The sequence below is a fragment of the Burkholderia sp. RS01 genome (assembly GCF_039748055.1).
Classification (GTDB): Bacteria; Actinomycetota; Actinomycetes; order Actinomycetales; family Micrococcaceae; genus Arthrobacter.
Genome location: NZ_JBDLAK010000012.1, coordinates 107,884 through 129,722, shown reverse-complemented (window position 1 = coordinate 129,722; position 21,839 = coordinate 107,884). Strand labels below are relative to the sequence as shown.

Genomic DNA, 21,839 nt, shown 5'->3' with positions numbered 1-21,839 from the left:
AGTGGTTGGTGCCGGACCTGCGGGGACCTTGGCAGCCGAGTTTTCTACTGCTCCGGCGGAGCTGGCCGGTACTTCCGGGTTGCCGTGGGGGCTCATGCTGCGTATTCCTTCTCTGCGTGCTTGCGTGCCTGTTTGTCCGCATAAGCTGCGGCTGCTTCGCGAACCCAGGCGCCGTCGTCGTGCGCTTCGCGGCGGCGCTCAAGCCGCTGGGCGTTGCAGGGGCCGCGGCCGGCGAGGACTTCCTTGAACTCTTCCCAGTCCAGCGGTCCGTGCTCCCACTTCTTGGTTTCTTCGTTGAAGCGGACTTCGCTGTCCGGGAGGGTGAGGCCCAGGACCCTGACCTGCTCCACCATCATGCCCACGAAGCGGCTGCGCAGTTCATCGTTGCTGAACCGCTTGATGTTCCAGGCCATGGACTGCTTGGAGTTGGGTGAATCGTCATCCGGTGGGCCGAACATCATCAGCGCCGGGGCGTACCAGCGGTTCACGGCGTCCTGGGCCATCTGCTTCTGCGCGGGCGTGCCGTGGGAGAGTTCCAGCAGGATCTCGAAGCCCTGGCGCTGGTGGAAGGATTCTTCCTTGCAGATGCGCACCATGGCCCGGCCGTAGGGGCCGTAGGAGGCGCGGCAGAGCGGCACTTGGTTGCAGATGGCGGCGCCGTCCACCAGCCAGCCGATCGCGCCCATGTCCGCCCAGGTCAGGGCCGGGTAGTTGAAGATCGAGGAGTAGCGGGCCTTACCGGCGATGAGGTCGTCCATCATCCTGTCGCGGCTCTGGCCCAGCGTCTCGGCGGCCGAGTAGAGGTACAGCCCGTGGCCTGCCTCGTCCTGGACCTTGGCCATCAGGATGGCCTTGCGCTTCAGGCTCGGCGCGCGGGAGATCCAGTTGGCCTCCGGCTGCATGCCGATGATTTCCGAGTGCGCGTGCTGCGAGATCTGGCGCAGGAGGGTCTTGCGGTACGCGGCCGGCATCCAGTCCTTCGGCTCGATCCGGGAGTCCTCGGACATGACGCGGTCAAAGTACCCCTGCCCCTCCGCCTCGAGCTGTGCCGCCCGCTCCTGATCCTCTGGGGACAGTGCCTCAGGCACTGGCTGCAGATTCTGCGATGCCATGGTTGCTCCTATGCATTCACGTGCGTACTCGGAAATAATTACCGACCGTTCGTTCAGGATATGCGGAAGCCGGGAAGGGCGTCAAGCACGGCGGCGCAGACAAAACTGCCGTCGGCTTCTCTCGAAGCCGACGGGGCGGATTGGAGACTGGGCCGGAGCCGTATCAATTGAGGTAGGCGGCTAGTGCCTCACGAGAAGGCCGGAGCGAAAATCCGTACGGACTAGCGGGCCCCCTGGGAGGACCAGACGGAAGCCCCGAGTTCCCGTGAAATTGTCCGTGCGGCGTCGCGGAGTTCGCGAACGGTGGCCTCGCTGGCTGGCCACTCGCTCGCAGGGATTACTACCGACAGCACGGCTACGACCAGGCCGCTTTCATCGTAGACGGGGGCAGCAATGGAAGCCTCGCCAATCACTGCCTCCTCGTACTCCAACCCGAGCGCGCTTTTCCGCACTTCCTCAAGCTGTGAACGGAGGACGGCAGGGTCTGTGATCGTATCGCCAGTGAATTCGGCCAGCGGCTTGCTGAGCACGTCATTTTCGAGCTCGGGATTGAAGGCGAGCAGCACTTTTCCAAGAGCAGAGGCGTGGGCGGGCAGGTTGAGTCCGGTTTCCGGCATTTGCTCTGTGCCGTCGGGGCGGCGGTCGTGATGAATGATCAAAACCTCATCGAGAAGGTTCACTCCTAGTCGGCTCGCGTAACCGGTCCGCCAAGACAACTCATGCATCCACCGCATTGCTCGGGAGCGGACATCCAGCGTGTCGAGGTAGACGCTCGAAAGTTTCAGCAGCGCCGGACCAAGGGCATACCGATTTCCTGAGCTTTCCTGAGCGACCAGCCCGTGTGCCTGCAGTGACTTCACGAGTCCATGGACGGTGGACGGCGGAAGCTCCAACGCGGCGGCCAGTTCGGAGATTCCAAGGCGCCTGGCGCCCTGGAGGAGCCCGAGGATCTTGGCCGCGCGGTCAATCGACTGGATCACGGACCCACCCTCCCATCGTCGATTGGCTTCTCATTCCTCCGAGTCAATTTAGCCCCTTGACAGTCGGGAACGCTAACCGGCATGATTCGATATTACCGAATCAGAGTCGACAATGTCGAATTCGACTCTTCGTCTAATTTCATCCACAGTTCAAAGGAGAACTTTCGTCATGGACGAAAACCGCATGTGGCAGCGCCTCGCTGCCGAGTTCCTGGGGACCGCGTTCCTCGTATTTGTCGGAGTAGGATCCGTCCCCGCTCTCGCCATCGCCCGCGGCGACCAGCCGTTTACCGGTTCCGAGCTGGGCTTCATCTCGCTGTCGTTTGGCGCAGTGGTCATTGGCACCGTCTACGTTTTTGGCTACATCTCCGGAAACCACATCAATCCCGCAGTAACCGTGGCGCTTGCAGCAACAGGGAAGTTCCCGTGGCGCGACGTCCCGGGATACCTCGGAGCCCAGGTCCTAGGTGCTGTTGCAGGTTCCTTCGCGATCATCGCAGTGCTCGGTCAGCACGCCAGCGAGCTGGGCCTCGGAGTGGCCGCGTATGGTGACATCCCCGTCTGGCAGGCTTTCACCGCTGAATTCATTGGCACTTTCCTGCTTGTCTTCACGGTGTTCGGCGTGATCCACCGCAAGGCCGCACCCGGCTTTGCCGGGATCGTCATCGGGTTCATCGTGTTCGCCGCAATCATCCCCGTCGCACCGGTCACCGGGGCATCGATCAACCCCGCCAGGACCACCGGGCCGATGTTCGTACAGTCCTTGATGGGCGGAACGGTGGCCTGGGAACAATGGCCCGTATACGTGATCGCCGAAATTGCCGCGGGCGTCGCCGCCGGACTGTTGTTCGGTCTCATCTCACGCACCCAGGCTGACCGCACCTCCCTCACCGAGGCGCTGACCGAGCAGGAAACCCGGGCATGAACATGCTGATCAACTCCCCGCAGACACTGCTGGCAGACGCCCTGCGAGGCTTCGCCGCAGCCCACGGACAGCTGTCAGTGGACTTCGAGAACCGCATCGTTTTCAGCGCCGCACCGCGGGAAGGCCGCGTCGCGCTGGTCGCCGGAGGCGGCTCGGGCCACGAACCGCTGCACAGCGGGTTCGTCGGCGCTGGAATGCTGGACGCCGCGTGCGCAGGTGAGATCTTTACGTCACCGACTCCAGACCAGATTCTGGCCGCCGCTACCCGGGTGGACACCGGGGCGGGCGTGCTCTTCGTCGTCAAGAATTACACCGGCGACCTGCTCAATTTTGAAATGGCCGCCGAGCTCGCCCGGGAACAGGGTATCGAGGTCGCCTCGGTCGTCGTCGCTGACGACGTCGCGGTGGAGGACTCCACCTGGACAGCGGGCCGGCGCGGTGTCGGCACCACGCTGATTCTGGAAAAGGTTGCAGGCGCCGCAGCGGCCCGCGGCTGGTCCCTTGAGAAGGTACATGTGCTCGCCGAGCGGATCGCCGAGGCGGGACGTTCCATGGGGGCGGCGCTTACCAGCTGCATTGTTCCTGCCGTGGGCAGGCCCAGCTTCGATCTGCCTGAGGGCGAAATGGAGCTCGGCGTCGGTATCCACGGCGAACCAGGACGCAAGCGCGTATCGGTGATGTCGGCCGCGGAACTGTCCAACGCGTTGGTCGAGTCGATCACCACAGACTATGACTTCAGCGGCAAACCGGTTATCGCCTTGCTGACCGGCCTGGGAGGAACCCCGCTGATCGAGCTCTACGCAATGTTCGCCGAGGTCTCCGACCGGCTCAAGGAACGCAACATCACGGTGGCCCGATCCTTGGTCGGAAACTATGTCACCAGCCTCGACATGGCGGGTTGTTCCCTGACTCTGGTCGGTGCAGACGACGAAATTCTCGATTTGTGGGACGCGCCGGTGAACACCCCGGCCCTCCGCTGGAAGGATTGACATGCCGGAAACACTCACGATCGACGCCATCCAGCAGTGGCTGAACCGCTTCGCGTCGGAGATCACGACACAGGCAGACTGGTTGACCGAGCTGGACTCGGCGATCGGCGACGCCGACCACGGGACCAACATGGTTCGCGGCACAGCCGCGGTGGTCGCCAAGCTCGATGACAGGCCGACAAAAACCGTACAGGAACTACTCAAGGCCGTCGGCATGACCCTGGTGTCCACCGTCGGTGGGGCCAGCGGGTCCCTGTACGGCACCTTCTTCCTTGAAATGGGCCGAAATAGCCCCTCGAGCGCGCAATTGGACGCATCGGAACTGGAGAACGCACTGCGTGCCGGCGTGAACGGCGTCATCGCACGCGGCCACGCGGCAGTTGGCGACAAGACCATGATTGACGCCCTCGAACCGGCCGTCACGGTCCTGTCCCAGTCTCTGGCTGACGGCCGGCAACTGCATGGCTCAATTGCGGCCGCCGCCGCTGCGGCGACGACCGGCCGGGACTCGACCGAACCGCTCGTCGCACGCAAAGGCCGGGCGTCCTATCTCGGTGACCGCAGCGCCGGACACATCGACCCAGGAGCCGCGTCAGCGACCATCCTGGTTGCTGCGCTGGCCGCAAGCGTCGGTGAAGGAAAGGCACAATGATCGGCATCGTACTCGTCTCACATAGTGAAGCACTGGCCAACGCTGCAATGGATCTCGCCCTGCAAATGGTCCACGGCACGCAACCTCCCATCCGGATCGCCGCCGGCGCCGCCGGAGGATTCGGAACCGACGCAACAGCAATCGCGTCCGCCATCGATGACCTCGCCACCACGGACGGCGTGCTCGTCATCACCGACCTGGGATCAGCGATCCTCAGCGCAGCACTGGCCTTGGAGATCCGCGCCAGCACCCACCAGGTGGTGATCAGCGACGGCCCCTTCGTCGAGGCAACGACGGCGGCCGTGGTCGGCGCCGCCGCGGGCAGTTCGCTGGCCGACATCACCGCTGAAACGAGCAACGCCCTCAGCGCCAAGAAGACGCAGACCGTCCCAGCCCCGGACGCTTCAGTTGGGGGCGACACCGCCCTGGGGAGCCCCGCCGCCAGCGCGGAGGAACGCCTGATCAATCCGATGGGCCTCCACGCCCGCCCGGCATCGCTGCTCGTGCAGACCGCCGGGGAGTTCAGTGCCGACGTCGAACTGACCAACACCACCGCCGGGCGCGGGCCGGTCAACGCATGCAGCGTGATCGGCCTGCTGTCCCTCGCCGCAAGCAGGAACGACCGGATCCGCATCGATGCCAACGGCCCCGACGCCTCCCAGGCCGTGAACGCCGTAAAGCAACTCGTCCTTCAAGGCTTCGGCGAACTTTCCTAGCCCTCCCCCGTCCCCTTTTCGTCTCTCATTCCACTGCCACTAACAAGAACCGGAGTACTTCCATGCCTACAGCCGTGCGACACATCATCAACAGCCCCCACCGCGTCATCGACGAAGCCCTGGACGGATTCGCCCTGACCTATCCGGAGCTGGTGACGTTCAACAACGAACACAACCTCATCTCCCGCAAAATCCTGACACCCGGTAAGGTCGGCCTTGTCTCAGGCGGAGGCTCCGGCCACGAGCCGCTGCACGCCGGATTCGTCGGCAGCGGAATGCTCGACGTCGCCGTCTGCGGCGCAGTGTTTGCCAGCCCCACCGCAGACCAGGTGCACGCAGGCACCAAACTCGCCAACACCGGCGCAGGCGTCGTGCAGATCGTGAAGAACTACACCGGCGACGTCCTCAACTTCCAGATCGCCGCGTCACTGGCCGATGACGACGGCGTCCCTGTCGAGCAGGTGCTCGTTGACGACGACCTCGCCTCCGACAACGGCAATGACGGTCCGGGACGCCGCGGCACGGCCGCCGTCGTCACCGTCGAAAAGGTATGCGGCGCCCTCGCCGAGCGGGGCGCCGACGTATCCACCATCGCCGCCCGCGGCCGCGACGTCGTCGCCCGTTCCCGCAGCCTGGCGATCGCCCTGGACGCAGGCGCACATCCCGGAGAGTCCACCGCCGCATTTGAGCTCGAACCCCACGAGGTCGAATTCGGGGTGGGCATCCACGGCGAACGAGGCACCCGCCGCATAGCCTACGCACCCGCCGATGACCTGGTCGAACAGCTCGTCACGCCATTGGTCTCCAACCTGGAGGTCAAGCGCGGCCAGTCGGTAATCGCCATCGTGAACGGCCTCGGCGGCGCCTACCCGCTCGAGCTCTCCATCGCAGCCCGCCACATGCACAACCTTCTGAACGGTCGTGGCATCCGCGTCGCGCGCTCCCTCGCCGGCACGTACGTCTCTTCCCTGAACATGCACGGCCTCTCCGTGACCCTGACGGTCGCCGACGACGAACTGATCAGCCTGTGGGACGACACCGTTCGCACACCCGCCCTCTCCTGGTAACAACACCAACAGACCGAAGGAAACACCATGACCAACCTCATCGACGGCACCGCTGCACTGACGTGGATAACCTCGTTCAATGAACGATTCGACTCGACTCAGGCCTACCTGACAGAGCTGGACCGGCTCGCCGGTGACGGCGACTTCGGCGTCAACATCGCCTCCGCCCTGGAACGCACACGAGCAGGTCTGCCGACCGCCACGGAAGCGACCTTCCCCACCGTGTTCCAAGCCGCAAGCCGTGGCTTCATGGCCACCGGAGGCACCAGCGGACCGCTGTTCGGGATGTGGTTCCGCGACATCGCCAAAGGTTCCAAGAATGACGCAGCAGCCGTCACCGACATCGCCCAAGGCATCGCGGCGGGGCTGTCGACCATCCAGAAACTCGGCGGTGCCCGGGTCGGTGACAACACGATGATCGACGCGCTCCAACCGGCATCCGTTGCTCTCACCGCGGCCGCCGAGCGCGGCAACACGCTTGGCGGGGCGCTCCTGGAAGCAGCCCTGGCCGCCCGGGCCGGCGCTGAGTCCACCGCCGACCTCATCGCCGCCCGCGGCAGGGCCACCTATGTGGGCGAACTCGCGCGGGGAGTGCTCGACCCCGGCGCGGTTACCATCGCCTTGTTCTTTGAGGCAGGCGCGGACACTGTCGGCGCCGGCCAGGCCTGGCAACCGCTGAGCGCCTCGGCCTAGTGGGGTTGACGGCGATCACGCTGCCCGTTGAAGGTTCGGAACCTCGCGCATGGTTGCTGCCACGATGAGGTCCGCCCCGGAGGCGTACCCCTCCGGGGCACCGGCGCGGCGGGAACGCTGATCCTGCCTTCTGCGCGCGGAGAGCTTGAAATCACCGATTTTAACCGCGTGTACCGCGTCTGGAACTATCCCTCCGCTAGCCGCTGTCTAGACTGTGACCGTGCCCGCGAACCCGCTTGACCCAAGACCCGGACCAACCCCCGATACGGGCCCAGCCCGCAGAAGCAGGATCGCCGAAAGGCTTCTCCCCGGTGGGACCGAGCCGGACCCGCGCTTCACGCTAGCCAATGAACGTACGTTCCTGGCCTGGATCCGCACCTCGCTGGCACTCCTGGCCGGCGGCATCGCCGTGGAGGCCTTCACCTCCGACGTCTTCCTGGAACCCGTCCGGCGGGGGCTCTCGGTCCTGCTGCTCCTGCTCGGCATGATCCTCAGCGCCGGAGCTGCCGTGCGCTGGCTTCGCGTCGAAGGCAGCCTGCGCACCAACCGGCCGTTGCCGCTGCCGCTCATTGCCCCGCTGCTCGCCGCCGGCTGCGCCGTCGCAGCGGCCGTGGTGATCGCCGTCGTCGTCCTGGCCTGAAAACATGACCCACAACCACCCGGACGATCGGCCGCATGGAGACCCCGGGCTGCAGCCGGAGCGCACGGTGCTGGCGTGGGGCCGGACGACGCTGACACTGGTGACCGCCAGCGCCATCTTCCTCCGCTGGATTCCGGAACACGGACCACTGGTCCTGCCCTTTTTTGCCGTTTCAGTAGCGGCCGGAGGCGGCATCTACTTCACCCAGCGGGTGCGGTACCGGCGCGGCATCCACGGCATCACGGCGGAGCATCTCGCACCGGACATCGCCGCCGTTCTGTGGACGGCAAGTTCATGCGTGGTTCTAGGCGCCCTGGGCCTCTGGCTAGTGCTAGCGTGACAGCACGCAGCACCTGCCCTGACATGCGGTATACCGTGCTGCAAGGAGCAATCCTTCCCTTCAGAAATTGATGCCGAGGTGCTGGCCTGGATCCGCGAAGGATATGCCCTCACCGGCTGAGGCAGCAGACCCGGGGCTGGCTGGTAAAGACAATTTCCGGGCGCCTGGTCTCGTTTGCGGTGCCGGACGCGGCGCGTGCAAGGCCGGTGGGGGAACCCATTGGCGCGGAAGGCTCTTGGAGCCATAGGGTCCCGCAAGCTTTTGTGAAGGTCGGACGGCCAACATCTGACTATCTGATCGCAAGGTGTCCTCCAACCGGTCAGTCCGCCGGACCCGGCAATGCGCTCCCCCCGCCAGCGCCGGGTCCGGCGACCCCCATCACGTTCGAGCACGATGGATCCGGCCCGCGGAGCCTCCCATTTTTAAGGACCGTCGGTGGACGGCAAGTTCATGCGTGTTTCTTGGCGCGCTGGGCCTTTGGCTGGTGCTACCGTGACAGCACGCAGTACCTGTCCTGCCATGCGGTAACCGTCCTGCAAGGAGCAACCCGTGTTCATGATCGCCGGCCTTCCGGCCCACATTCTCCTCGTCCACGCCGTGGTGGTCTTCGGGCCGCTTGCCGGGCTGGGTGCCGTGGTCTACGGCCTCGCCGCCCGGACCCGGAACTACCTGGCGTGGCCGCTGGGTGTCCTGACGCTGATGCTCGCTCCCCTGTCCCTCATCACCGCCCAGGCCGGCGAGCAGCTGCAGGCCATCCGGGGCGCCACCGACGCGATCCAGGCGCACGCCCGGCAGGGTGACATCTTCAAATACACCGCGGTGGTCTTCTTTGTGGTGGTGGCACTGATGCTCGCAGCCACCTACGCGCCGCTGGCCCGGCGGGTGCCTGCGCTGGCGGGCCTCCAGGAATCCCGGCCTGTCAGGATCGCCCTGCTGGCCGTTGGCGTGCTGGCCGGATTGTTCATGATCTACCAGAGCATCATCACCGGGCACTCCGGATCGTCCTCGGTGTGGGGCGGCTAGGCCCCCGGCATGGCGCTGCGACTTGTTCAGGTGAATTTCAAGGCCCGGGATGACTCGGCGCTCGGCCGGTTTTGGGCGGAGGCCCTCGGTTGGGGTGTGTCCAGCGAGGGACCCGGCGTGACCAATGTTGAACCTGTGGGCTTCGTCTGGCCGGATCCCGCCGCCGTCTGCGTCGATGTCGTCACCGTCCCGGACCCCGAGACGGTGAGGTACCGCGTGCACCTCGATCTCGCCACCACGTCTGCGGCCCATCAGGCGGAGCTGGTGGCGCGCCTGATGGAGCTCGGTGCGACGCCCGCAGATGTGGGCCAGGGTGATGTGCCGTGGACGGTCCTGGCCGATCCGGAGGGCAACGTGTTCTGCGTGCTGGAGCCGCGACCGATCTACCGGGACACCGGGCCGATCGCCGCGGTGGTGGTCAACTGCGCGGATCCGCGGGCCATGGCCCGGTTCTGGAGCGATGCCACGGACTGGACCCTGCACGAGGTGACCGATGATCATGCGAGGCTGCGTTCGGCCCAAGGCGTCGGGCCGTATCTGGAGTTCCTTCGCACGTCCGGCCCGGAGACCGTGTGGAACCGTGTCCACCTCGACCTGAGGCCGTACGCCGGTGACGACCAAGCCGCAGAGGTGGCCAGGCTACGGGCGCTCGGCGCCACTGATGCCGATGTCGGCCAGGGCGATGTGCCATGGGTATGCCTCGCCGACCCAGAGGGCAACGAGTTCTGCGTCCTCACTCCAGGCTGACGCCCGTCGTGGCGAGGCGCCAAGGCCCGTGCAGCGATCAACGGTGAGCGCGATCCAGGAGTGCTTGCGGACATGGCCAGTCAAAGAATGCGAGCCAAGATTCCCGAACTCACGGAGGCCCTCACCCACCCGGTTGACCGGACACCACGGATTTCTGATCCGCTTGCACCTGGACGTCATGGACGCCCAACTCGGGCCATCACCGACCACAACTGGCATCCTGGGCCGGCACCGTATCTCAAAGCCGTGCTGGGAATAGCAGCAATGAGCGTTTCGCGTTCCAGAACCACGTACTTCAGCGCCAAATATCATCGAATCGCCGCCCGCCGCGGCCCTATCAGGACGCTCGTTGCTGTCCAGCACTCCATACTCCTGGCAATCTGGTACATACTCACCACCAGCGAGGTCTACTGCGACCGGGCCCGGACTACTGCAACGACGCCTTCAGGAAAGCCGCAACACACGCCAAGGAATCTACGGCACCCCACTCTAGCCAGGCGCGCACCACACCAGCATCATGGGCAGTCCCCGCTGCTCCTGGCCGTGGACGTTCTGGCCGGGCTGTTCCTGATCTGCCAGAGCATCGTCACCGGGCACTCCGGATCGTCCTCGGTGTGGGGAGGCTAGGGCGAGCCCTTCGGGATGACCCCATTGACATCCAGCGGGGCGAGGTCTATTGGTTGGCATGTCCAACACCAACCAGACCATCCAAGGAGCAGATATGGACACCGCGCCCTACGGCATCGTGCATTTCTTCGCAGGCGGCACCAAGGACCAGTACGATGCCTCAATTGCCGCTGTCCACCCAGGCGAGGGGCTCCTGCCTGACGGCCAGATCTTCCATGCCGCAGGCTCTTCTGCCGGCGGTTGGACGATTATGGCTGTCCATGAGTCGAAGGAGAGCTGGGAGAAATTCCGCGACGGCATCCTCCTTCCCCGGATGCAGCAGGGCATCGAGGGCGGCTTCGCGTCGCCTCCGGAAGAGACCGTCATCGATCTGTACAAGGTGATGCCCTAGCGATTCGGGAGGACGCTGCCGAGGGGACCGGAGGGCGCTGGACCACCGGTCACGGCTCGGGACCGGCGCGCAGGCCCGTGCCGAACAACGCGGCGCTACCGCGGGCGGGCACTGCGGGTCCCTAGACTCATCAGATGTCCTTTGACGAGAAACCCGCTCCCCGGGCCGAACACCGCCTACCCGCCGTCATCGCGCTACTCGTCGCATTGGGCCTCTACGCCACCCTGCCCAGCACCTTCCTTCCGGCTCTCCGGTACACAGTGGTGGCCATCGGGCTGCTGATGCTCATCCCGCTGATCGCGCTGAACCCGGCCCGCCTCCGCCGGCAGACCCGCTGGTCCAAGTACCTTGCCACCGGCCAGGCCCTGCTGCTGGTGGCCGCCAACGAGGTGGCACTGGTGCAGCTGATCATCCTGCTGACCTCCTCCGGGAAGCAGGACGGCCCCACCCTACTGCTTGCGGCGCTCCAGGTCTGGGTCACCAACATCATCGGGTTCGCCCTGGTCTACTGGGAGCTGGACCGCGGCGGCCCGGTCTCCCGCCGGCACGCCGACCGCAAAAACCTCCCGGCGGCCGACTTCCGCTTTCCGCAGGACGAGGACCACGACGCCGTCGAGGAGGTGGCCACCAGGTCTTCCGTGAAGACGGGCTGGGTGGCGTCCTTCGTGGACTACCTGTACTTCTCGGCGTCCAACTCCATGGCATTCAGTCCCACCGACACCATGCCCCTGTCCCCGCGGGCCAAAATATTCATGGTGGTTGAGGCCGCCGGCGGCTTTGTGCTCCTGGCCCTCGTGATCGCCCACGCGGTGGCCCTCATCAACTGAATCCCGCCTGTGGGCAGCACCGCCTCCGCGTGGGCGCCGCCTGAACTCGGCGCCCGTTTGAGTCCTACGCCCGCTTGAGCTGGGCTTTGTACACGGGCTCCGTGCCGTTGATCGGGGCCGCCGGCCGCTTTCGGTGCAACTGCGGGTGCATCCCGGCACCGAATACCGGCGCAGCCTGCGGCCGCTTCGCTTGCAGGGCTGCATCCCCCGGCTGGGGCCGGATGCGCCGCAGAACCCACGGCAGGAAGTAGGTCTTGGCCCAGACCAGGTCGTCGGCGCCCGCTTCCCGCCAGCTCCGCTCCGGCAGGGCCGGGGGCGCCAGCGGCTGAAGGGTGTGGGGCACGTTCAGGGTGTTCAGGACCATGATGGCAATGGTATGGTGCCCCAGCGGGGAGAAGTGCAGCCGGTCCGGATCCCACATCTGGGGGTCCCGGAGTTCCCGCAGAGCCCATAGGTCAGCCACCACGCAGTCGTGCCGGGCCGCGATGGCGTGGATATTCTCATTGAAAATGGCCACCCTGGCCCGGTTGCGGCTGAGCACGGGCGTGCGCCACCAGTCCGGTCCGGTGAACAGCACAACGGTGGCGCCGGTGGTCTTCAGCAGTTCAACGCCCGCGTCCAGCCTGGCAGCGAGCTTGTCCGGATTGCTGTTGTGGAACACCATGTCATTTCCGCCGGCCGAAAGGCTGATCAGGTCCGGCTTCAGCCGCAGCGCCTGGGCCAACTGCCTGTCGATGATCTCCTGCAAAAGCAAGCCGCGCACGGCCAGGTTCGCGTAGGCAAAGTCCTCATGGTCAACGCTGAGTTCCTCGGCCACACGGTCGGCCCAGCCGCGCCAGCCGCCCGGGCTGCGCTCCTCGGGATCGCCGATCCCCTCCGTAAACGAATCCCCCATCGCCACATAACGGCTCCAGGGATGCGGGGCTGTCCGGCTGGTGGCGGAACCACTGAGTTCAAAGCGGCCGACGGCGTCCATCGCCTTATCCTCTCCCTCGCCGCCCGCAGGCTCCCCAGCAGCTTGGGGCGTTACTGAGGTAACGCTTCCGATTCCGTCTGCATTCCAGTAATCCGCGGAAATTTGCGGAAGACGAGCTAGCGCCTAACTGAAGAAGTCAATCAGGACCGGGGCAACAGCCTCGGGGGCGACGCCGTGGTTCTGGCCTTCCAGCTTTTCCTGCTTCATGCCGGGAACGGCTGCGGCCACGGCGCTGATGGCAGCGCCTGCCCAAGACGGGCTCGCACCCCCGTAAATCCCCAACGCGGGGAGGTTAATGTCCGCGAACCTGTCCGCGGGAACGCTGCCGTCCCCCGTGAGCGTGAGGTCATAGGGCAGCGTGTGCGCGACGCCGAGGAGGGCAGGCCACCACGGCATGCTCTTCATTCCTTCGTCGAACTCAGAGCCCGTGTGGCGGATGAACAGTTCGATCGCGGCTCCCCGGTCTCCCGCGTCCACCGCCGCCTGGACCCGGTCCCGGAAGGCTTCCCAGGTTTCGTCCGGGGCCTGTCCGGTCAGATACGGCGGCTCATAGGCAGCCAGTTTGGAAATGGGCGCCCCGCTGGCCGCTGCTTCCAGCGCCAGGATGGCGCCCGACGAGTGGCCATAGGTGTAGGACGATCCGCCCGCGGCACCTATGAGGGCCGTCAGGTCCTCTATTTCACGCTCCGGGCTGTAGGGCGGACTGTCAGTGCTGTCGCCCCTCCCGCGCCGGTCATACGCGAAGACGGTGAAGTGCGGGGCGAGCAGGGGCACCAGCATGTCGGCCGAGCGCCGGTTGTTCAAAGCGCCGCCGATAATGATCAGGGCGGGTCCTTCACCGGTCCGTTCGAACGCGATCTTGGTGCCGTCGGCCGAGGTCTGGTGTTCGATCATTTACAGTTCCTGTTCGTCAGTGCCGGATACTTCGTCATAGCCGGATGCTACTTCATTGCCCGGTGAGGCGGCCCCCGAATCAGAGGTCCTGCGGGTGCGTCCCGATGAACGTTCCCGGCGGCATCCCGGCACCAAAGACCGGGCCGGCCACGGGCCGCTTCGCCTGCAGTTCTTCCTCGGTCTCATGCCGGATCCGCCGCAGCACCCAGGGGACCAGGTATTTCCTGGCCCAGACGAGGTCCTCGGCCCGGGCATGGCGCCAGCTGCTGTCCGGCAGGGCCTTGGGCCGCAGGGGACGCAGCGTGTGCGGAACATTCAAGGTGTCCAGCACCATCATGGCGATGGTGTGGTAGCCCAGCGGCGAGAAATGCAGCCGGTCCGGGTCCCACATCCGCGGGTCCGTCAGCGCCCGCAAGGCCCACAGGTCGGCGATCACGGCATCGTGCCGGTGGGCGATGGTCCGGATGTTCTCGTTGAAGATTGCCACCTTGGCCCGGTTGTGCCCGATCATCGGCGTCCCGCCCCAGTCCGGCCCGGTGAACAGGACCATGGTGGCGCCCGTGGAACTCAGCAGCCCGACGGCGGCATCCAGCTTGGCGGCCAGCTTGTCGGGATCGGTGCCGCGGAAGACAAGATCGTTCCCGCCCCCTGACAGGGCGATCAGGTCCGGTTTCAGCGCCATCGCCGGCCCCGTCTGCTGATCCAGGATCTGCTCCAGCAGCAGGCCCCGCACGGCCAGGTTGGCGTAGGCGAAATCCTCGTGGCCCACGCTCAGTTCCTCCGCCACGCGGTCCGCCCAGCCCCGCAGGCCGCCCGGGCTTCGGGGCTCCGGATCGCCCACCCCTTCGGTGAACGAATCCCCCAACGCCACGAACCGGCTCCACGGGTGCGGTCCCGCCATCCCTTCGACGGGACCGCGGCTCTCCAAACGGAAGCCGGAAGCGTTCATCCCCTCATCCTGCGCTTCGCCGCCAGCATCCGCCAGCGAAGGACGCACGACGCCGGCCCGGTCACCCCGGGAGGTGACCGAACCGGCGTCGTACTTCTTGAAAGGTCGGTGCATGGCAGCGTCAGGTCCCCTCAGGATAGGAGGCCTTGTAGTTCGACGCGTAGTGCCCCTCAACCTCTGTCTCATCGACGGGCTTGTCGGCGTTGATGGGATCGTTGTTGTTCAGGTCGCCGACGGCAAACTGGACCATCATGTCGTGGTCCTCGTGCACCAGGTTGTGGCAGTGGACCATGTACCGGCCGCCCTCGTGCTTGCCCGTATCGAACTGCATGAGAACAGTGACGGACTCGTTCTCCCCGGCGTAGAAGACGTCCTTGGGGCCGCCCTCCCAGGCGTAGGGCTTGCCGCCGTTGGTGTTCCGGCCGATGATCTTGCCGTCGATCAGGTGGATGTGCACCGGGTGGAACCAGCCGCCGGACTCGTTCACGATGGTCCACTGTTCCACCTGGTTCTTCTGCGGGTTCGCGAAACACCGGGTGAAGTTGGACTTTTCCACCGTGTCCCAGGTTTCGCCGTTGATGGTCCACTCCCCGCTCTTGCGTTGGACCCGCAGGATCCTTTTCGCCACGGCCATGTCCGGGGTCAGCGACATGGTGTCCAGGCCTCCGCTGTCCTTGGTGGGATGCTCGCCCGGGTCAAGGCTGGCCGGGATCGAGCCGATGGAATGGGAACCGGGAATCAATGACGGCGAATCCTCCACCACCTGGAACTTCATGACCTTGCCGGTATTGGCGAAGTCCACGTTGTTCTTGTTGCTCAGGTTCCGCAGCTCCACGGTCTGCCCGGGCTTGTACTTCCGGAAGTCGATCAAGACCTCATACCGCTCGGCCGTGCCCTGCCGCCAGGACGAGACCGCCTGGACCTTCGGGGTCATGCCGGCGTCCGTGCCCACCACATAGAACGGGGCACCGTTGGACAGCGCGAACCGGTAGGAGCGGGTGATGGAACCGACCAGGAACCGGAACCGGTAGATCTGCGGCTTCACCTTCATGGTGGGCCAGGGCACGCCGTTGACCATCACGATGTCGCCCCACAGGCCGGAATGGCCGTTGTCGTTGTAGCCCAGGGAGCCGTCCGCGTTCAGCATCACGTCCGAGACCAGGATCGGCACGTCGAACTCGCCCTGCGGCAGCTGCTCCCGCTCCTGCTCGTTGGTGATGGAGTAATACGCGGCCAGGCCGGAGTACACACCCTGGGCGGTGAGCATGTGGTTGTGGTCGTGGTACCAGAGCGTCCGGGCCGCCTGCCAGTTGGGATACTGGTAGTTCTTCACCTTCCCCGGGGCGGTCCTGTCGTTTGCGTAGCCGTCGTACTGCGGCAGCGACGCCGAGCCGTGAAGGTGCGTCACCGTGTTGGACGGGTCCGGATACAGCAGTCCCTTGGTGGAAAGCCGGTTACTGATCCGCAGCTCGGTGCGGGTGCCCTGCTCCACGCGGATGGACGGGCCCGGAAAAATCCCGTTGTAACCGGCCAGGGTGGTGTTCAGGCCCCGGGCGATCTGGGCGGTCCCCGTCTTCTGGGTGAGGCAGTACTTCTCAAAGGGCTGGCCGTCCGGATCCCAGCCCTGCTCGTACGGGATCAGCTCCGGCGGCCGGCGGAAGGCGGCGGCGAAGGGAATCGGCATGTTCTTCGCCGCGAGCCTGCTCGGGGTGGTGATGGGCGTGGTGACAGCGTCTGTGCCGCCCTTGGCCGGCACACCGGCGAGAGCGGCGCCGCCGTTCGCACCGGTCAGGGCAACTGCGCCGCCCATGATGCTCAGCTTCAGCACGTCGCGCCGTGTTGTTGCCATGAGGTCCTCCAGGAATTTTGGGTGGCGGGGGTGGTTTCGAGAACCAGCTTGCAACCCGGGCCTCCGGAAATCCTTGGAGGGTCCGGAGGTGCCGGCTGCAATGTTCCCCCAGATTGGGCCACCCCGCCGCAGGGTCCCCTGCCGGTCCCACTACACGGTCATACGGCAGGGTCCCAGTGCAGGGACCCCATTTGAAGCGTTCAGCCCCGGATGAGGGCGACGGTCAGGTTGGTTTCAGCGGCCGAATGGTCGCGGTTCATGGCCACCATGACAACCCGGTAGTTTCCGCGGTGCAGCTGGGCGATGCCCTCGCTCGTGAACCCGTTCGCTGTGTAGAACCTGACGGCACCGGCGAGAGCCTTGTCAGCGCCGCCTGTGACCAGCAGCATGGCGCTCCATTGGGGGGCCGTGCCGGTTGAGCCCTGGAGCTGCCCGGGCGGCAAGGGGACCTCCGCCGGCCAGTCCGCGGGCAGCGCTGGGGCGGAGCGGTCCGGACCGGCGGCACCGTCCGCTCTTCCGCCGCGGTTCCTTCCGCCGGCGCGGTTACCCCCGCCGGCGTTTGGCTCCGAAGGGGGCAGCGCGGGCGCGGCAGCGGCTGCCCCGGCCGAAGCGCCGGGTAAGGTGGCCGCCGTCGGACCCGCCGCCGTCGTACTTCGTGCCGGCGTATTTCCTGCCGGCGCGTTCCCTGTTACTGGTGCCGGCTGGCCCGTTGGCCCCGAAAGTGCAGGGCTGCAGCCGGCGAGCACGCCTGTGGCGAGGACCGCCGAAGCGAGTCCCCGCCACAGGCTGGGGTGCGCGTTCATTTAGGCCGCGCTGCCGCCGTCGGCCTCCCGTGTTACCACGGAGAAGGCACCAGGGCGCCGGCGTTGTTAGCGCCTTCACCGTTGACCAGGAACGGCAGGTGGTACAGGTCGTTTGGCACAATCACGTCTCCGGGCTTCACGTTCTCCGGGAAGATGTACTCGAAGACCGGAGCGATGTACTGCCCGGGCTGGAGTCCGTTGGCCTTGGTGGGGGCGTTCTTGAAGCAGCTGTCCAGAGCGGCCTGGTTGATGGTGGTTGCCGTGGTGTTGACCGGCGTGGGCATGCACAGGCTGCGGACTCCCACGCGGACGGTACGGTCCGGCTGGCTGAGGAGGCCGGTGGGGGCCTTCGTGGCGCGGAGCCGGGCCCGCTGTGGCTGGGGGCCGGTGTTTTGCGTGGTGATGCCGCCCGTCGGCCCGGTAAGCGGGGCCGCGTTCTCGCCCGTCATTTCAAACGGCGTGATCCACCGGTTGAAGACCGAACCGTCGGCATTGCGGTCCTCGTAGTAGATATCCACCGGGGTCTTGACGTCCGTGGTTTCGGATTCGAGGAAGATCCTGTCCTGGGTCTCCTGCGCCACGCCGTTGGGTGCCGTCGCAAGGGGGTCCGCGGTGCCCACGCCGAACTCGCCGATCGCCAGGTAGCTGGGCTGCGTGCCGGGCTGGGTGTAGATGCCGAGGTTGGCCTCAACCGTGTGGGCCGAGATGTAGTCCGGCGACCCGTGAATGAGCGTTCCGGAGTAGTCCACCACGTCACCGATTTCGAAGGGCGCCTGCTGGTTGGCGTCCGGGGCGGTGGCGCTGATTCCCGGCACCGGCATCACATACTGCGAGCAGTACTTCTGGCCGGCCGCCGGGGCGCTGAGCTCTCCGCTGGCCGGCGGCACAACACCGGCCACGCTGAAGTTGCGGCAGGCAGGTACGGTGACCGTGGTGGCCGACGGTGCCAGCGGGCGGTTCTTCTGCGGGCACAGGGGGTCATCCTTGACGGACGGATCCGTGCGCGGGATGCACATGGGGTAGCCCGTGGCGGCGTGGATGGTGGGGTTGTCCTGGTCAACGCTGAAGCGGTAATCAGGCGACTGGCCGTTGCTGAACCGGCCGGTATCGGCGCCGGTGCTGTCGTGCAGGCCGGCGATCTTGGGGTCGTTCAGCTGGACGGTCACGGTTCCGCCCGCGGCGTCAGCCACCTTCAGGGCGCCGTTGGCGTAGTCGATCCCGGTGATTTCACCGCGGCCTGTATTGGCCGACTGCTGGGAGACAAAAGCCAGGCCGGCTATGTGGCGTGATCCCACGATGTTGCCGACGGCCCGCAGTTCCAGGCCGTCGACGCCGAGCGGGGCCGTGCCGCCGGTTCCATGGACGAAGTCCGCCCAGGTCAGCGTGTTGGCCGGCATCTGGACCACCAGGTTGCACGGAATGGTGATGAGGATGCCGTTGATGGTGACAGTGCCGCCGTAGTACTCCGGATCCGTCACGCCGGGACACGAGGTGTTGTCGGAGTTGACGGTGGCGTTGCTGGCAAAGCCGGTGTCGTCGAAGCCGCGGGCTGATGCTGCGGAGGCCGGTGTGGCCAGGGTGGGCACCACCCAGGGGGAAACGATTCCCTTCGGCGGTTTGGCCGTGCCGCCCTTGGCCAGGGCGGAACCCGTTCCGCCGGCCGCGATCAGCGCTGCGGCGGCGGCAAGGATGGTGATCTTACGAAGGGTTCGTGGACTTACTGTTCGTGGACTAACTGGAAGGTTCCTCATGGCTGTTCCTCTCGGAGATGCCGGTATCCGTATGCAGGACTGGGAAGCAGAGGGAGTTAACTCCAGAATCTCTGCGCTCAGGTGGGTGGGTGACTTGCGTTAAGCGTGCGAGGCTTATGTGTCTTTGCCGGGGCCGCAAAGGCTTCCAAATGGTTGCTGCTGCCAACTATCGGGAGTGCCCCTTGGAAAAACCCTGCAGACTTCCGGCGGGCGCCCCGCAGGTGGTGACCACCCCAAACTGAGCTCCCCCAAGGTGTTCACAAGTGGCCGGGCTCAACTGTGGCCGGCCTTGGCCCGGGCGGACCTGGCCCAATCGTCAAAGGCGACCCGCCCTGGCTGCGCTAGCCCTCCTGATCGACGGCGGACATATCGCCGACGCCGGGCGTGCCGTCGGCGAGCGCGTAGCGCTGCAGCACCGCACCTTTCGGTGAGGCGACCACCGGCTCGATGAGTGTGAGGTTCGTCGGAACCACCCCGTTGGCGAAGACCTTCTTTCCGCCGCCGAGGAGGATCGGATACACCCAGAGCGTGAGCCGGTCGAAGAGCTTCTCGGCGAACAGGGTCTGCACGAAGTCGAGGCTGCCGATGACGTGGATGTCCTCGTGCCTTTCGCGCAGGTCGCGCACGGCGGCGGCGACATCAGGACCGAGCAGCGTGGAGTTGGCCCAGTCGAGGGTGGGCGCCTGGCGCGAGGCCACGTACTTGGGAAGGCGGTTGAACAGCCGCGCGATGCTCCCCTCCGCATGCGGCCAGTACGAGGCAAAAATGTCGTACGTCCGGCGCCCAAGCATCAGCGCGTCCATCCCCACCATTCCTGCGTCGATCTGCTCGCCGACCACCTCGTCGATGAGAGGCGCCTGCCAGCCACCAAACGCGAAGCCGCCCTCAGCGTCCTCCTCCGGCCCGCCGGGCGCCTGCGCGACGCCGTCGAGCGTGGTGAACAGGTCGATATGGATGAGTCCCACGCCGTGCTCCTTGTCTGCTACCCGTCGTCGCCCGGCGGGATCACTTCGAGGCTGACACACGATCCCCCTGGGAAGCAACGGGTATCAACGGCTCACGCACGAGCCACTGCGCCGAAGGTTGGGAGACAAGCCCTAGAGCCGGTCGAGCAGCTCGGCGCGCTTCTTGACCGCGCTGACAAAGTCCGCCAGGGACTGGTCGGCGAAGCGCAGTGTGTGGCCGCCCAGCAGGTGCAGGAGCCCGCGGTGCTCGTCTTTTACGTGGAAGCTGGTCATGCCGTCCGCGGGTGCGAGCGTGAACGTGCGGGCGGTCGTCGAAACTCCTAGCGGCAGGCGGGCGGTCCAGACCATGACCCGGCCGGGCAGCTGCTGGACCCGCACCCGGATACTCCGGCGCCCCGTGCCCGTGGTGTGGAACCGGACCCGTCCGCCGTTGCGCAGCTCGCCGTCGACGGCTGTGATGCCGGATTCCCAGACTGTCAGGTTGCCGGCGTCGGTGAGGACCTCCCAGACCGTGGAGGGGCGCGCGTTGATCAACGCTTCGGATTCAAGGGAGTGCATGCGGGCAATGGTAGGGGGAGCGTGCTGCCGGTGGTCGTGTCCCGGCGGAAGTTCACGCACTGTTCGCCTGGCGGTACGTGGGTGCACGTCAGGCTGCGGCCGGTCCGGGATCCCGGTCCGGTGGAGACGGCAAGAGCCGGAGCGGGCACCGCAGGACACGCAGCTGATCGAGGTCCAGCAGTTGCCGGGTGCCTGTGCGGGCATCAAGAATCCAGAACATGTCCAGCTCCGGGACGACTGCCAGGACACGGCCCCGGTGCAGCGGACGGTCACCGCGCCAGGCTTCAATTCGGTCCCCCGGGGGAAAGTTCTGCGCAGGAACGGATATGCCTGCCTTCAAGGTCCATGACGGCTCCTTTCCCTGACTACTGGGACCAGTGTGGGCTCCGTTGGTTGCATCGACGTGACGCCCTGGTGACTTCTTCATGAATGGAGGCGATTCCTGGGTGTGTAGCTGGCCCCTGCGGCCCCCGTGGACAGGGCTCCGGACAGTGGTTGCTGTCCGGAGCCCTGTTCGTTCCTGTTCGCTCCCATGACTTCCGCGAACGCGCCCGCCATGGTGGCGCGAGGTGCTCAGGCTGGAGGCGCGGAGGCTACTTGCCCCGGGCCGGGCGGGTGCGCGCCAGGGCGGTCACGCCGGCGGCGAGGCCGATCAGTCCGGCGGCGAGCCCGAACCAGCCGGCGGTGTCGCCGCCGTTGGAGGACGCGGCGGCGGTGCTGCCTGCTGGCGCCGCTGCCGGCGTCGTCGCGGGGGCCGTCGTCGCCTCCGTCGAGGCCGGAGCGGCCGCAGGTTCGGCGTCCTTGGCCGTGGTCACGAAGGAAGGGGCCGGGTGCTCGGGCTCTGCCTGGCCCTCGGCGGCCTTCTCGTTCCACTTCACCACGGTGCCATCGGTGTAGGTCTGCGCCGCGGGCAGGGTCACAGTGGTTCCCTCGTCAGGCAGGACACCGACGGAGAGGGAGAACGCCTGGTATTCGTTGGGCCCGATCTGGTGCGCGGCATCTGCGGTCCATACAACGCTGCTGGGCGCCTTGGTGATGGTGGCTCCGCCGACGGTGATCGGCTTGGGCAGATTGGTGGTGATGACTTGCGCCTTCCAGCCTTCAACCGGCTTGACGGACACCGAGGTGAACGGGGTGTCGGTGGGCAGCGTCACCTCGAGCTTGTTGGTCTTGGCGGTGGGTGATTCGTTGGGCACGTTGAAGGTCAGGTGCGTGAAGCCGCCTGCGGCCGGATCATCCGGGGCGACGTTGACGTGGGCGGACGCTGCGGCTGCGCCGGCGGCCAGGAAACCGGCTGCAATCGTGGTGGCGGCGGCGGTCTTGAGGGTACGGCGAACGGAGGTATTCATGGCGGGAGTGCCTTTC

At 66.2% G+C, this 21,839-nt stretch carries 24 protein-coding genes and 1 pseudogene; 13 read left to right on the top strand and 12 right to left on the bottom strand.

The genetic code is table 11. From position 1 onward, the window contains the following. Positions 1-92 precede the first annotated feature (92 nt). Positions 93-1,112 (bottom strand): 1,2-phenylacetyl-CoA epoxidase subunit PaaA, encoded by a 1,020-nt coding sequence (gene paaA, locus ABFP37_RS13100; RefSeq protein ID WP_347033839.1) that lies wholly within the window; start codon positions 1,110-1,112, stop codon positions 93-95. A 221-nt stretch (positions 1,113-1,333) separates the two neighbouring features. After that, complete coding sequence (locus ABFP37_RS13095; RefSeq protein ID WP_347033838.1) at positions 1,334-2,092, bottom strand: IclR family transcriptional regulator; 759 nt, start codon at positions 2,090-2,092, stop codon at positions 1,334-1,336. A gap of 169 nt (positions 2,093-2,261) precedes the next feature. Between ABFP37_RS13095 and ABFP37_RS13090 the strand changes: the two genes are divergently transcribed. The 13 genes and pseudogenes from ABFP37_RS13090 (at position 2,262) to ABFP37_RS13030 (ending at position 11,729) form a co-directional block, all read left to right on the top strand. Next, positions 2,262-3,017 carry an MIP/aquaporin family protein gene (locus ABFP37_RS13090; RefSeq protein ID WP_347033837.1) on the top strand — a complete coding sequence of 252 codons (756 nt, stop codon included), beginning with the start codon at positions 2,262-2,264 and terminating at the stop codon, positions 3,015-3,017. Then, the gene (gene dhaK / locus ABFP37_RS13085) at positions 3,014-4,006 is read left to right on the top strand and encodes a dihydroxyacetone kinase subunit DhaK (protein ID WP_347033836.1); all 993 of its coding nucleotides are present in this window, start codon (positions 3,014-3,016) and stop codon (positions 4,004-4,006) included. The genes ABFP37_RS13090 and dhaK overlap by 4 nt, the downstream gene beginning before the upstream one ends. Position 4,007: 1 nt before the next feature. Then, positions 4,008-4,658: a dihydroxyacetone kinase subunit DhaL gene (gene dhaL, locus ABFP37_RS13080; RefSeq protein ID WP_347033835.1), complete on the top strand. Its 651-nt coding sequence runs from the start codon at positions 4,008-4,010 to the stop codon at positions 4,656-4,658. Further along, positions 4,655-5,374 (top strand): HPr family phosphocarrier protein, encoded by a 720-nt coding sequence (locus ABFP37_RS13075; protein ID WP_347033834.1) that lies wholly within the window; start codon positions 4,655-4,657, stop codon positions 5,372-5,374. Before dhaL (ABFP37_RS13080) ends, ABFP37_RS13075 begins: the two co-directional genes overlap by 4 nt. A 62-nt stretch (positions 5,375-5,436) precedes the next feature. Next, positions 5,437-6,441 (top strand): dihydroxyacetone kinase subunit DhaK, encoded by a 1,005-nt coding sequence (locus ABFP37_RS13070; protein ID WP_347033833.1) that lies wholly within the window; start codon positions 5,437-5,439, stop codon positions 6,439-6,441. Positions 6,442-6,468: 27 nt separating this feature from the next. After that, positions 6,469-7,134: a dihydroxyacetone kinase subunit DhaL gene (dhaL, locus tag ABFP37_RS13065; RefSeq protein ID WP_078028712.1), complete on the top strand. Its 666-nt coding sequence runs from the start codon at positions 6,469-6,471 to the stop codon at positions 7,132-7,134. A gap of 220 nt (positions 7,135-7,354) precedes the next feature. Further along, positions 7,355-7,774, top strand: coding sequence for a DUF202 domain-containing protein (locus ABFP37_RS13060; RefSeq protein WP_078028742.1), 420 nt, complete (start codon positions 7,355-7,357; stop codon positions 7,772-7,774). 4 nt (positions 7,775-7,778) lie between these two features. Next, the gene (locus ABFP37_RS13055) at positions 7,779-8,114 is read left to right on the top strand and encodes a DUF202 domain-containing protein (protein WP_078028713.1); all 336 of its coding nucleotides are present in this window, start codon (positions 7,779-7,781) and stop codon (positions 8,112-8,114) included. 549 nt (positions 8,115-8,663) lie between these two features. After that, complete coding sequence (locus ABFP37_RS13050) at positions 8,664-9,137, top strand: hypothetical protein (RefSeq protein ID WP_078028714.1); 474 nt, start codon at positions 8,664-8,666, stop codon at positions 9,135-9,137. 9 nt (positions 9,138-9,146) lie between these two features. Further along, positions 9,147-9,884 (top strand): VOC family protein, encoded by a 738-nt coding sequence (locus ABFP37_RS13045; RefSeq protein WP_078028715.1) that lies wholly within the window; start codon positions 9,147-9,149, stop codon positions 9,882-9,884. A 234-nt stretch (positions 9,885-10,118) separates the two neighbouring features. Further along, positions 10,119-10,301, top strand: a pseudogene (locus ABFP37_RS13040) (IS110 family transposase); the annotation flags it as partial. Between the two features lie 304 nt (positions 10,302-10,605). Next, positions 10,606-10,902 carry a hypothetical protein gene (locus tag ABFP37_RS13035; RefSeq protein WP_078028716.1) on the top strand — a complete coding sequence of 99 codons (297 nt, stop codon included), beginning with the start codon at positions 10,606-10,608 and terminating at the stop codon, positions 10,900-10,902. A gap of 134 nt (positions 10,903-11,036) precedes the next feature. Next, complete coding sequence (locus ABFP37_RS13030; protein WP_347033832.1) at positions 11,037-11,729, top strand: hypothetical protein; 693 nt, start codon at positions 11,037-11,039, stop codon at positions 11,727-11,729. A gap of 64 nt (positions 11,730-11,793) precedes the next feature. On the opposite strand, the gene ABFP37_RS13025 is transcribed toward ABFP37_RS13030, so the two are convergent. The 10 genes from ABFP37_RS13025 to ABFP37_RS12980 all read right to left on the bottom strand — a co-directional run bounded on the left by ABFP37_RS13025 (position 11,794) and on the right by ABFP37_RS12980 (position 21,823). Beyond that, positions 11,794-12,705, bottom strand: a complete 912-nt coding sequence (locus ABFP37_RS13025; RefSeq protein ID WP_078028718.1) for an SGNH/GDSL hydrolase family protein — start codon at positions 12,703-12,705, stop codon at positions 11,794-11,796. 123 nt (positions 12,706-12,828) lie between these two features. Next, a complete protein-coding gene (locus tag ABFP37_RS13020; protein ID WP_347033831.1) occupies positions 12,829-13,599 on the bottom strand; it encodes an alpha/beta hydrolase in 771 nt (256 codons plus the stop codon). Positions 13,600-13,678: 79 nt separating this feature from the next. Further along, entirely contained in the window at positions 13,679-14,662 is a 984-nt protein-coding gene (locus tag ABFP37_RS13015; RefSeq protein WP_347033830.1) for an SGNH/GDSL hydrolase family protein, read from the bottom strand. A gap of 7 nt (positions 14,663-14,669) precedes the next feature. Then, positions 14,670-16,397, bottom strand: a complete 1,728-nt coding sequence (locus ABFP37_RS13010) for a multicopper oxidase domain-containing protein (RefSeq protein WP_347033829.1) — start codon at positions 16,395-16,397, stop codon at positions 14,670-14,672. A gap of 200 nt (positions 16,398-16,597) precedes the next feature. Then, positions 16,598-16,786 carry a hypothetical protein gene (locus tag ABFP37_RS13005; protein ID WP_078028721.1) on the bottom strand — a complete coding sequence of 63 codons (189 nt, stop codon included), beginning with the start codon at positions 16,784-16,786 and terminating at the stop codon, positions 16,598-16,600. Positions 16,787-17,232: 446 nt separating this feature from the next. After that, entirely contained in the window at positions 17,233-18,951 is a 1,719-nt protein-coding gene (locus tag ABFP37_RS13000; RefSeq protein WP_347033828.1) for a hypothetical protein, read from the bottom strand. Positions 18,952-19,292: 341 nt separating this feature from the next. Then, a complete protein-coding gene (locus tag ABFP37_RS12995) occupies positions 19,293-19,916 on the bottom strand; it encodes a dihydrofolate reductase family protein (protein WP_078028723.1) in 624 nt (207 codons plus the stop codon). 132 nt (positions 19,917-20,048) lie between these two features. Beyond that, complete coding sequence (locus ABFP37_RS12990) at positions 20,049-20,474, bottom strand: SRPBCC family protein (protein ID WP_347033827.1); 426 nt, start codon at positions 20,472-20,474, stop codon at positions 20,049-20,051. Between the two features lie 88 nt (positions 20,475-20,562). Further along, positions 20,563-20,814, bottom strand: a complete 252-nt coding sequence (locus tag ABFP37_RS12985; RefSeq protein ID WP_347033826.1) for a hypothetical protein — start codon at positions 20,812-20,814, stop codon at positions 20,563-20,565. A gap of 253 nt (positions 20,815-21,067) precedes the next feature. Further along, positions 21,068-21,823 carry a YcnI family protein gene (locus ABFP37_RS12980; protein WP_078028725.1) on the bottom strand — a complete coding sequence of 252 codons (756 nt, stop codon included), beginning with the start codon at positions 21,821-21,823 and terminating at the stop codon, positions 21,068-21,070. Positions 21,824-21,839 lie beyond the last annotated feature (16 nt).

Excerpts from the sequence above, each read along its gene's own strand:
- ABFP37_RS13055 (WP_078028713.1), top strand. The coding sequence starts at position 7,779 with ATGACCCACAACCACCCGGACGATCGGCCGCATGGAGACCCCGGGCTG.
- ABFP37_RS12980 (WP_078028725.1), bottom strand. The coding sequence starts at position 21,823 with ATGAATACCTCCGTTCGCCGTACCCTCAAGACCGCCGCCGCCACCACG.
- ABFP37_RS13030 (WP_347033832.1), top strand. The coding sequence starts at position 11,037 with ATGTCCTTTGACGAGAAACCCGCTCCCCGGGCCGAACACCGCCTACCC.
- dhaK (WP_347033836.1), top strand. The coding sequence starts at position 3,014 with ATGAACATGCTGATCAACTCCCCGCAGACACTGCTGGCAGACGCCCTG.
- paaA (WP_347033839.1), bottom strand. The coding sequence starts at position 1,112 with ATGGCATCGCAGAATCTGCAGCCAGTGCCTGAGGCACTGTCCCCAGAG.
- dhaL (WP_078028712.1), top strand. The coding sequence starts at position 6,469 with ATGACCAACCTCATCGACGGCACCGCTGCACTGACGTGGATAACCTCG.
- ABFP37_RS13090 (WP_347033837.1), top strand. The coding sequence starts at position 2,262 with ATGGACGAAAACCGCATGTGGCAGCGCCTCGCTGCCGAGTTCCTGGGG.
- ABFP37_RS13015 (WP_347033830.1), bottom strand. The coding sequence starts at position 14,662 with ATGCACCGACCTTTCAAGAAGTACGACGCCGGTTCGGTCACCTCCCGG.
- ABFP37_RS13020 (WP_347033831.1), bottom strand. The coding sequence starts at position 13,599 with ATGATCGAACACCAGACCTCGGCCGACGGCACCAAGATCGCGTTCGAA.
- ABFP37_RS12990 (WP_347033827.1), bottom strand. The coding sequence starts at position 20,474 with ATGCACTCCCTTGAATCCGAAGCGTTGATCAACGCGCGCCCCTCCACG.
- ABFP37_RS13000 (WP_347033828.1), bottom strand. The coding sequence starts at position 18,951 with ATGAGGAACCTTCCAGTTAGTCCACGAACAGTAAGTCCACGAACCCTT.
- dhaL (WP_347033835.1), top strand. The coding sequence starts at position 4,008 with ATGCCGGAAACACTCACGATCGACGCCATCCAGCAGTGGCTGAACCGC.
- ABFP37_RS13075 (WP_347033834.1), top strand. The coding sequence starts at position 4,655 with ATGATCGGCATCGTACTCGTCTCACATAGTGAAGCACTGGCCAACGCT.
- ABFP37_RS13035 (WP_078028716.1), top strand. The coding sequence starts at position 10,606 with ATGGACACCGCGCCCTACGGCATCGTGCATTTCTTCGCAGGCGGCACC.
- ABFP37_RS13045 (WP_078028715.1), top strand. The coding sequence starts at position 9,147 with ATGGCGCTGCGACTTGTTCAGGTGAATTTCAAGGCCCGGGATGACTCG.
- ABFP37_RS13005 (WP_078028721.1), bottom strand. The coding sequence starts at position 16,786 with ATGCTGCTGGTCACAGGCGGCGCTGACAAGGCTCTCGCCGGTGCCGTC.
- ABFP37_RS13010 (WP_347033829.1), bottom strand. The coding sequence starts at position 16,397 with ATGGCAACAACACGGCGCGACGTGCTGAAGCTGAGCATCATGGGCGGC.
- ABFP37_RS13070 (WP_347033833.1), top strand. The coding sequence starts at position 5,437 with ATGCCTACAGCCGTGCGACACATCATCAACAGCCCCCACCGCGTCATC.
- ABFP37_RS13025 (WP_078028718.1), bottom strand. The coding sequence starts at position 12,705 with ATGGACGCCGTCGGCCGCTTTGAACTCAGTGGTTCCGCCACCAGCCGG.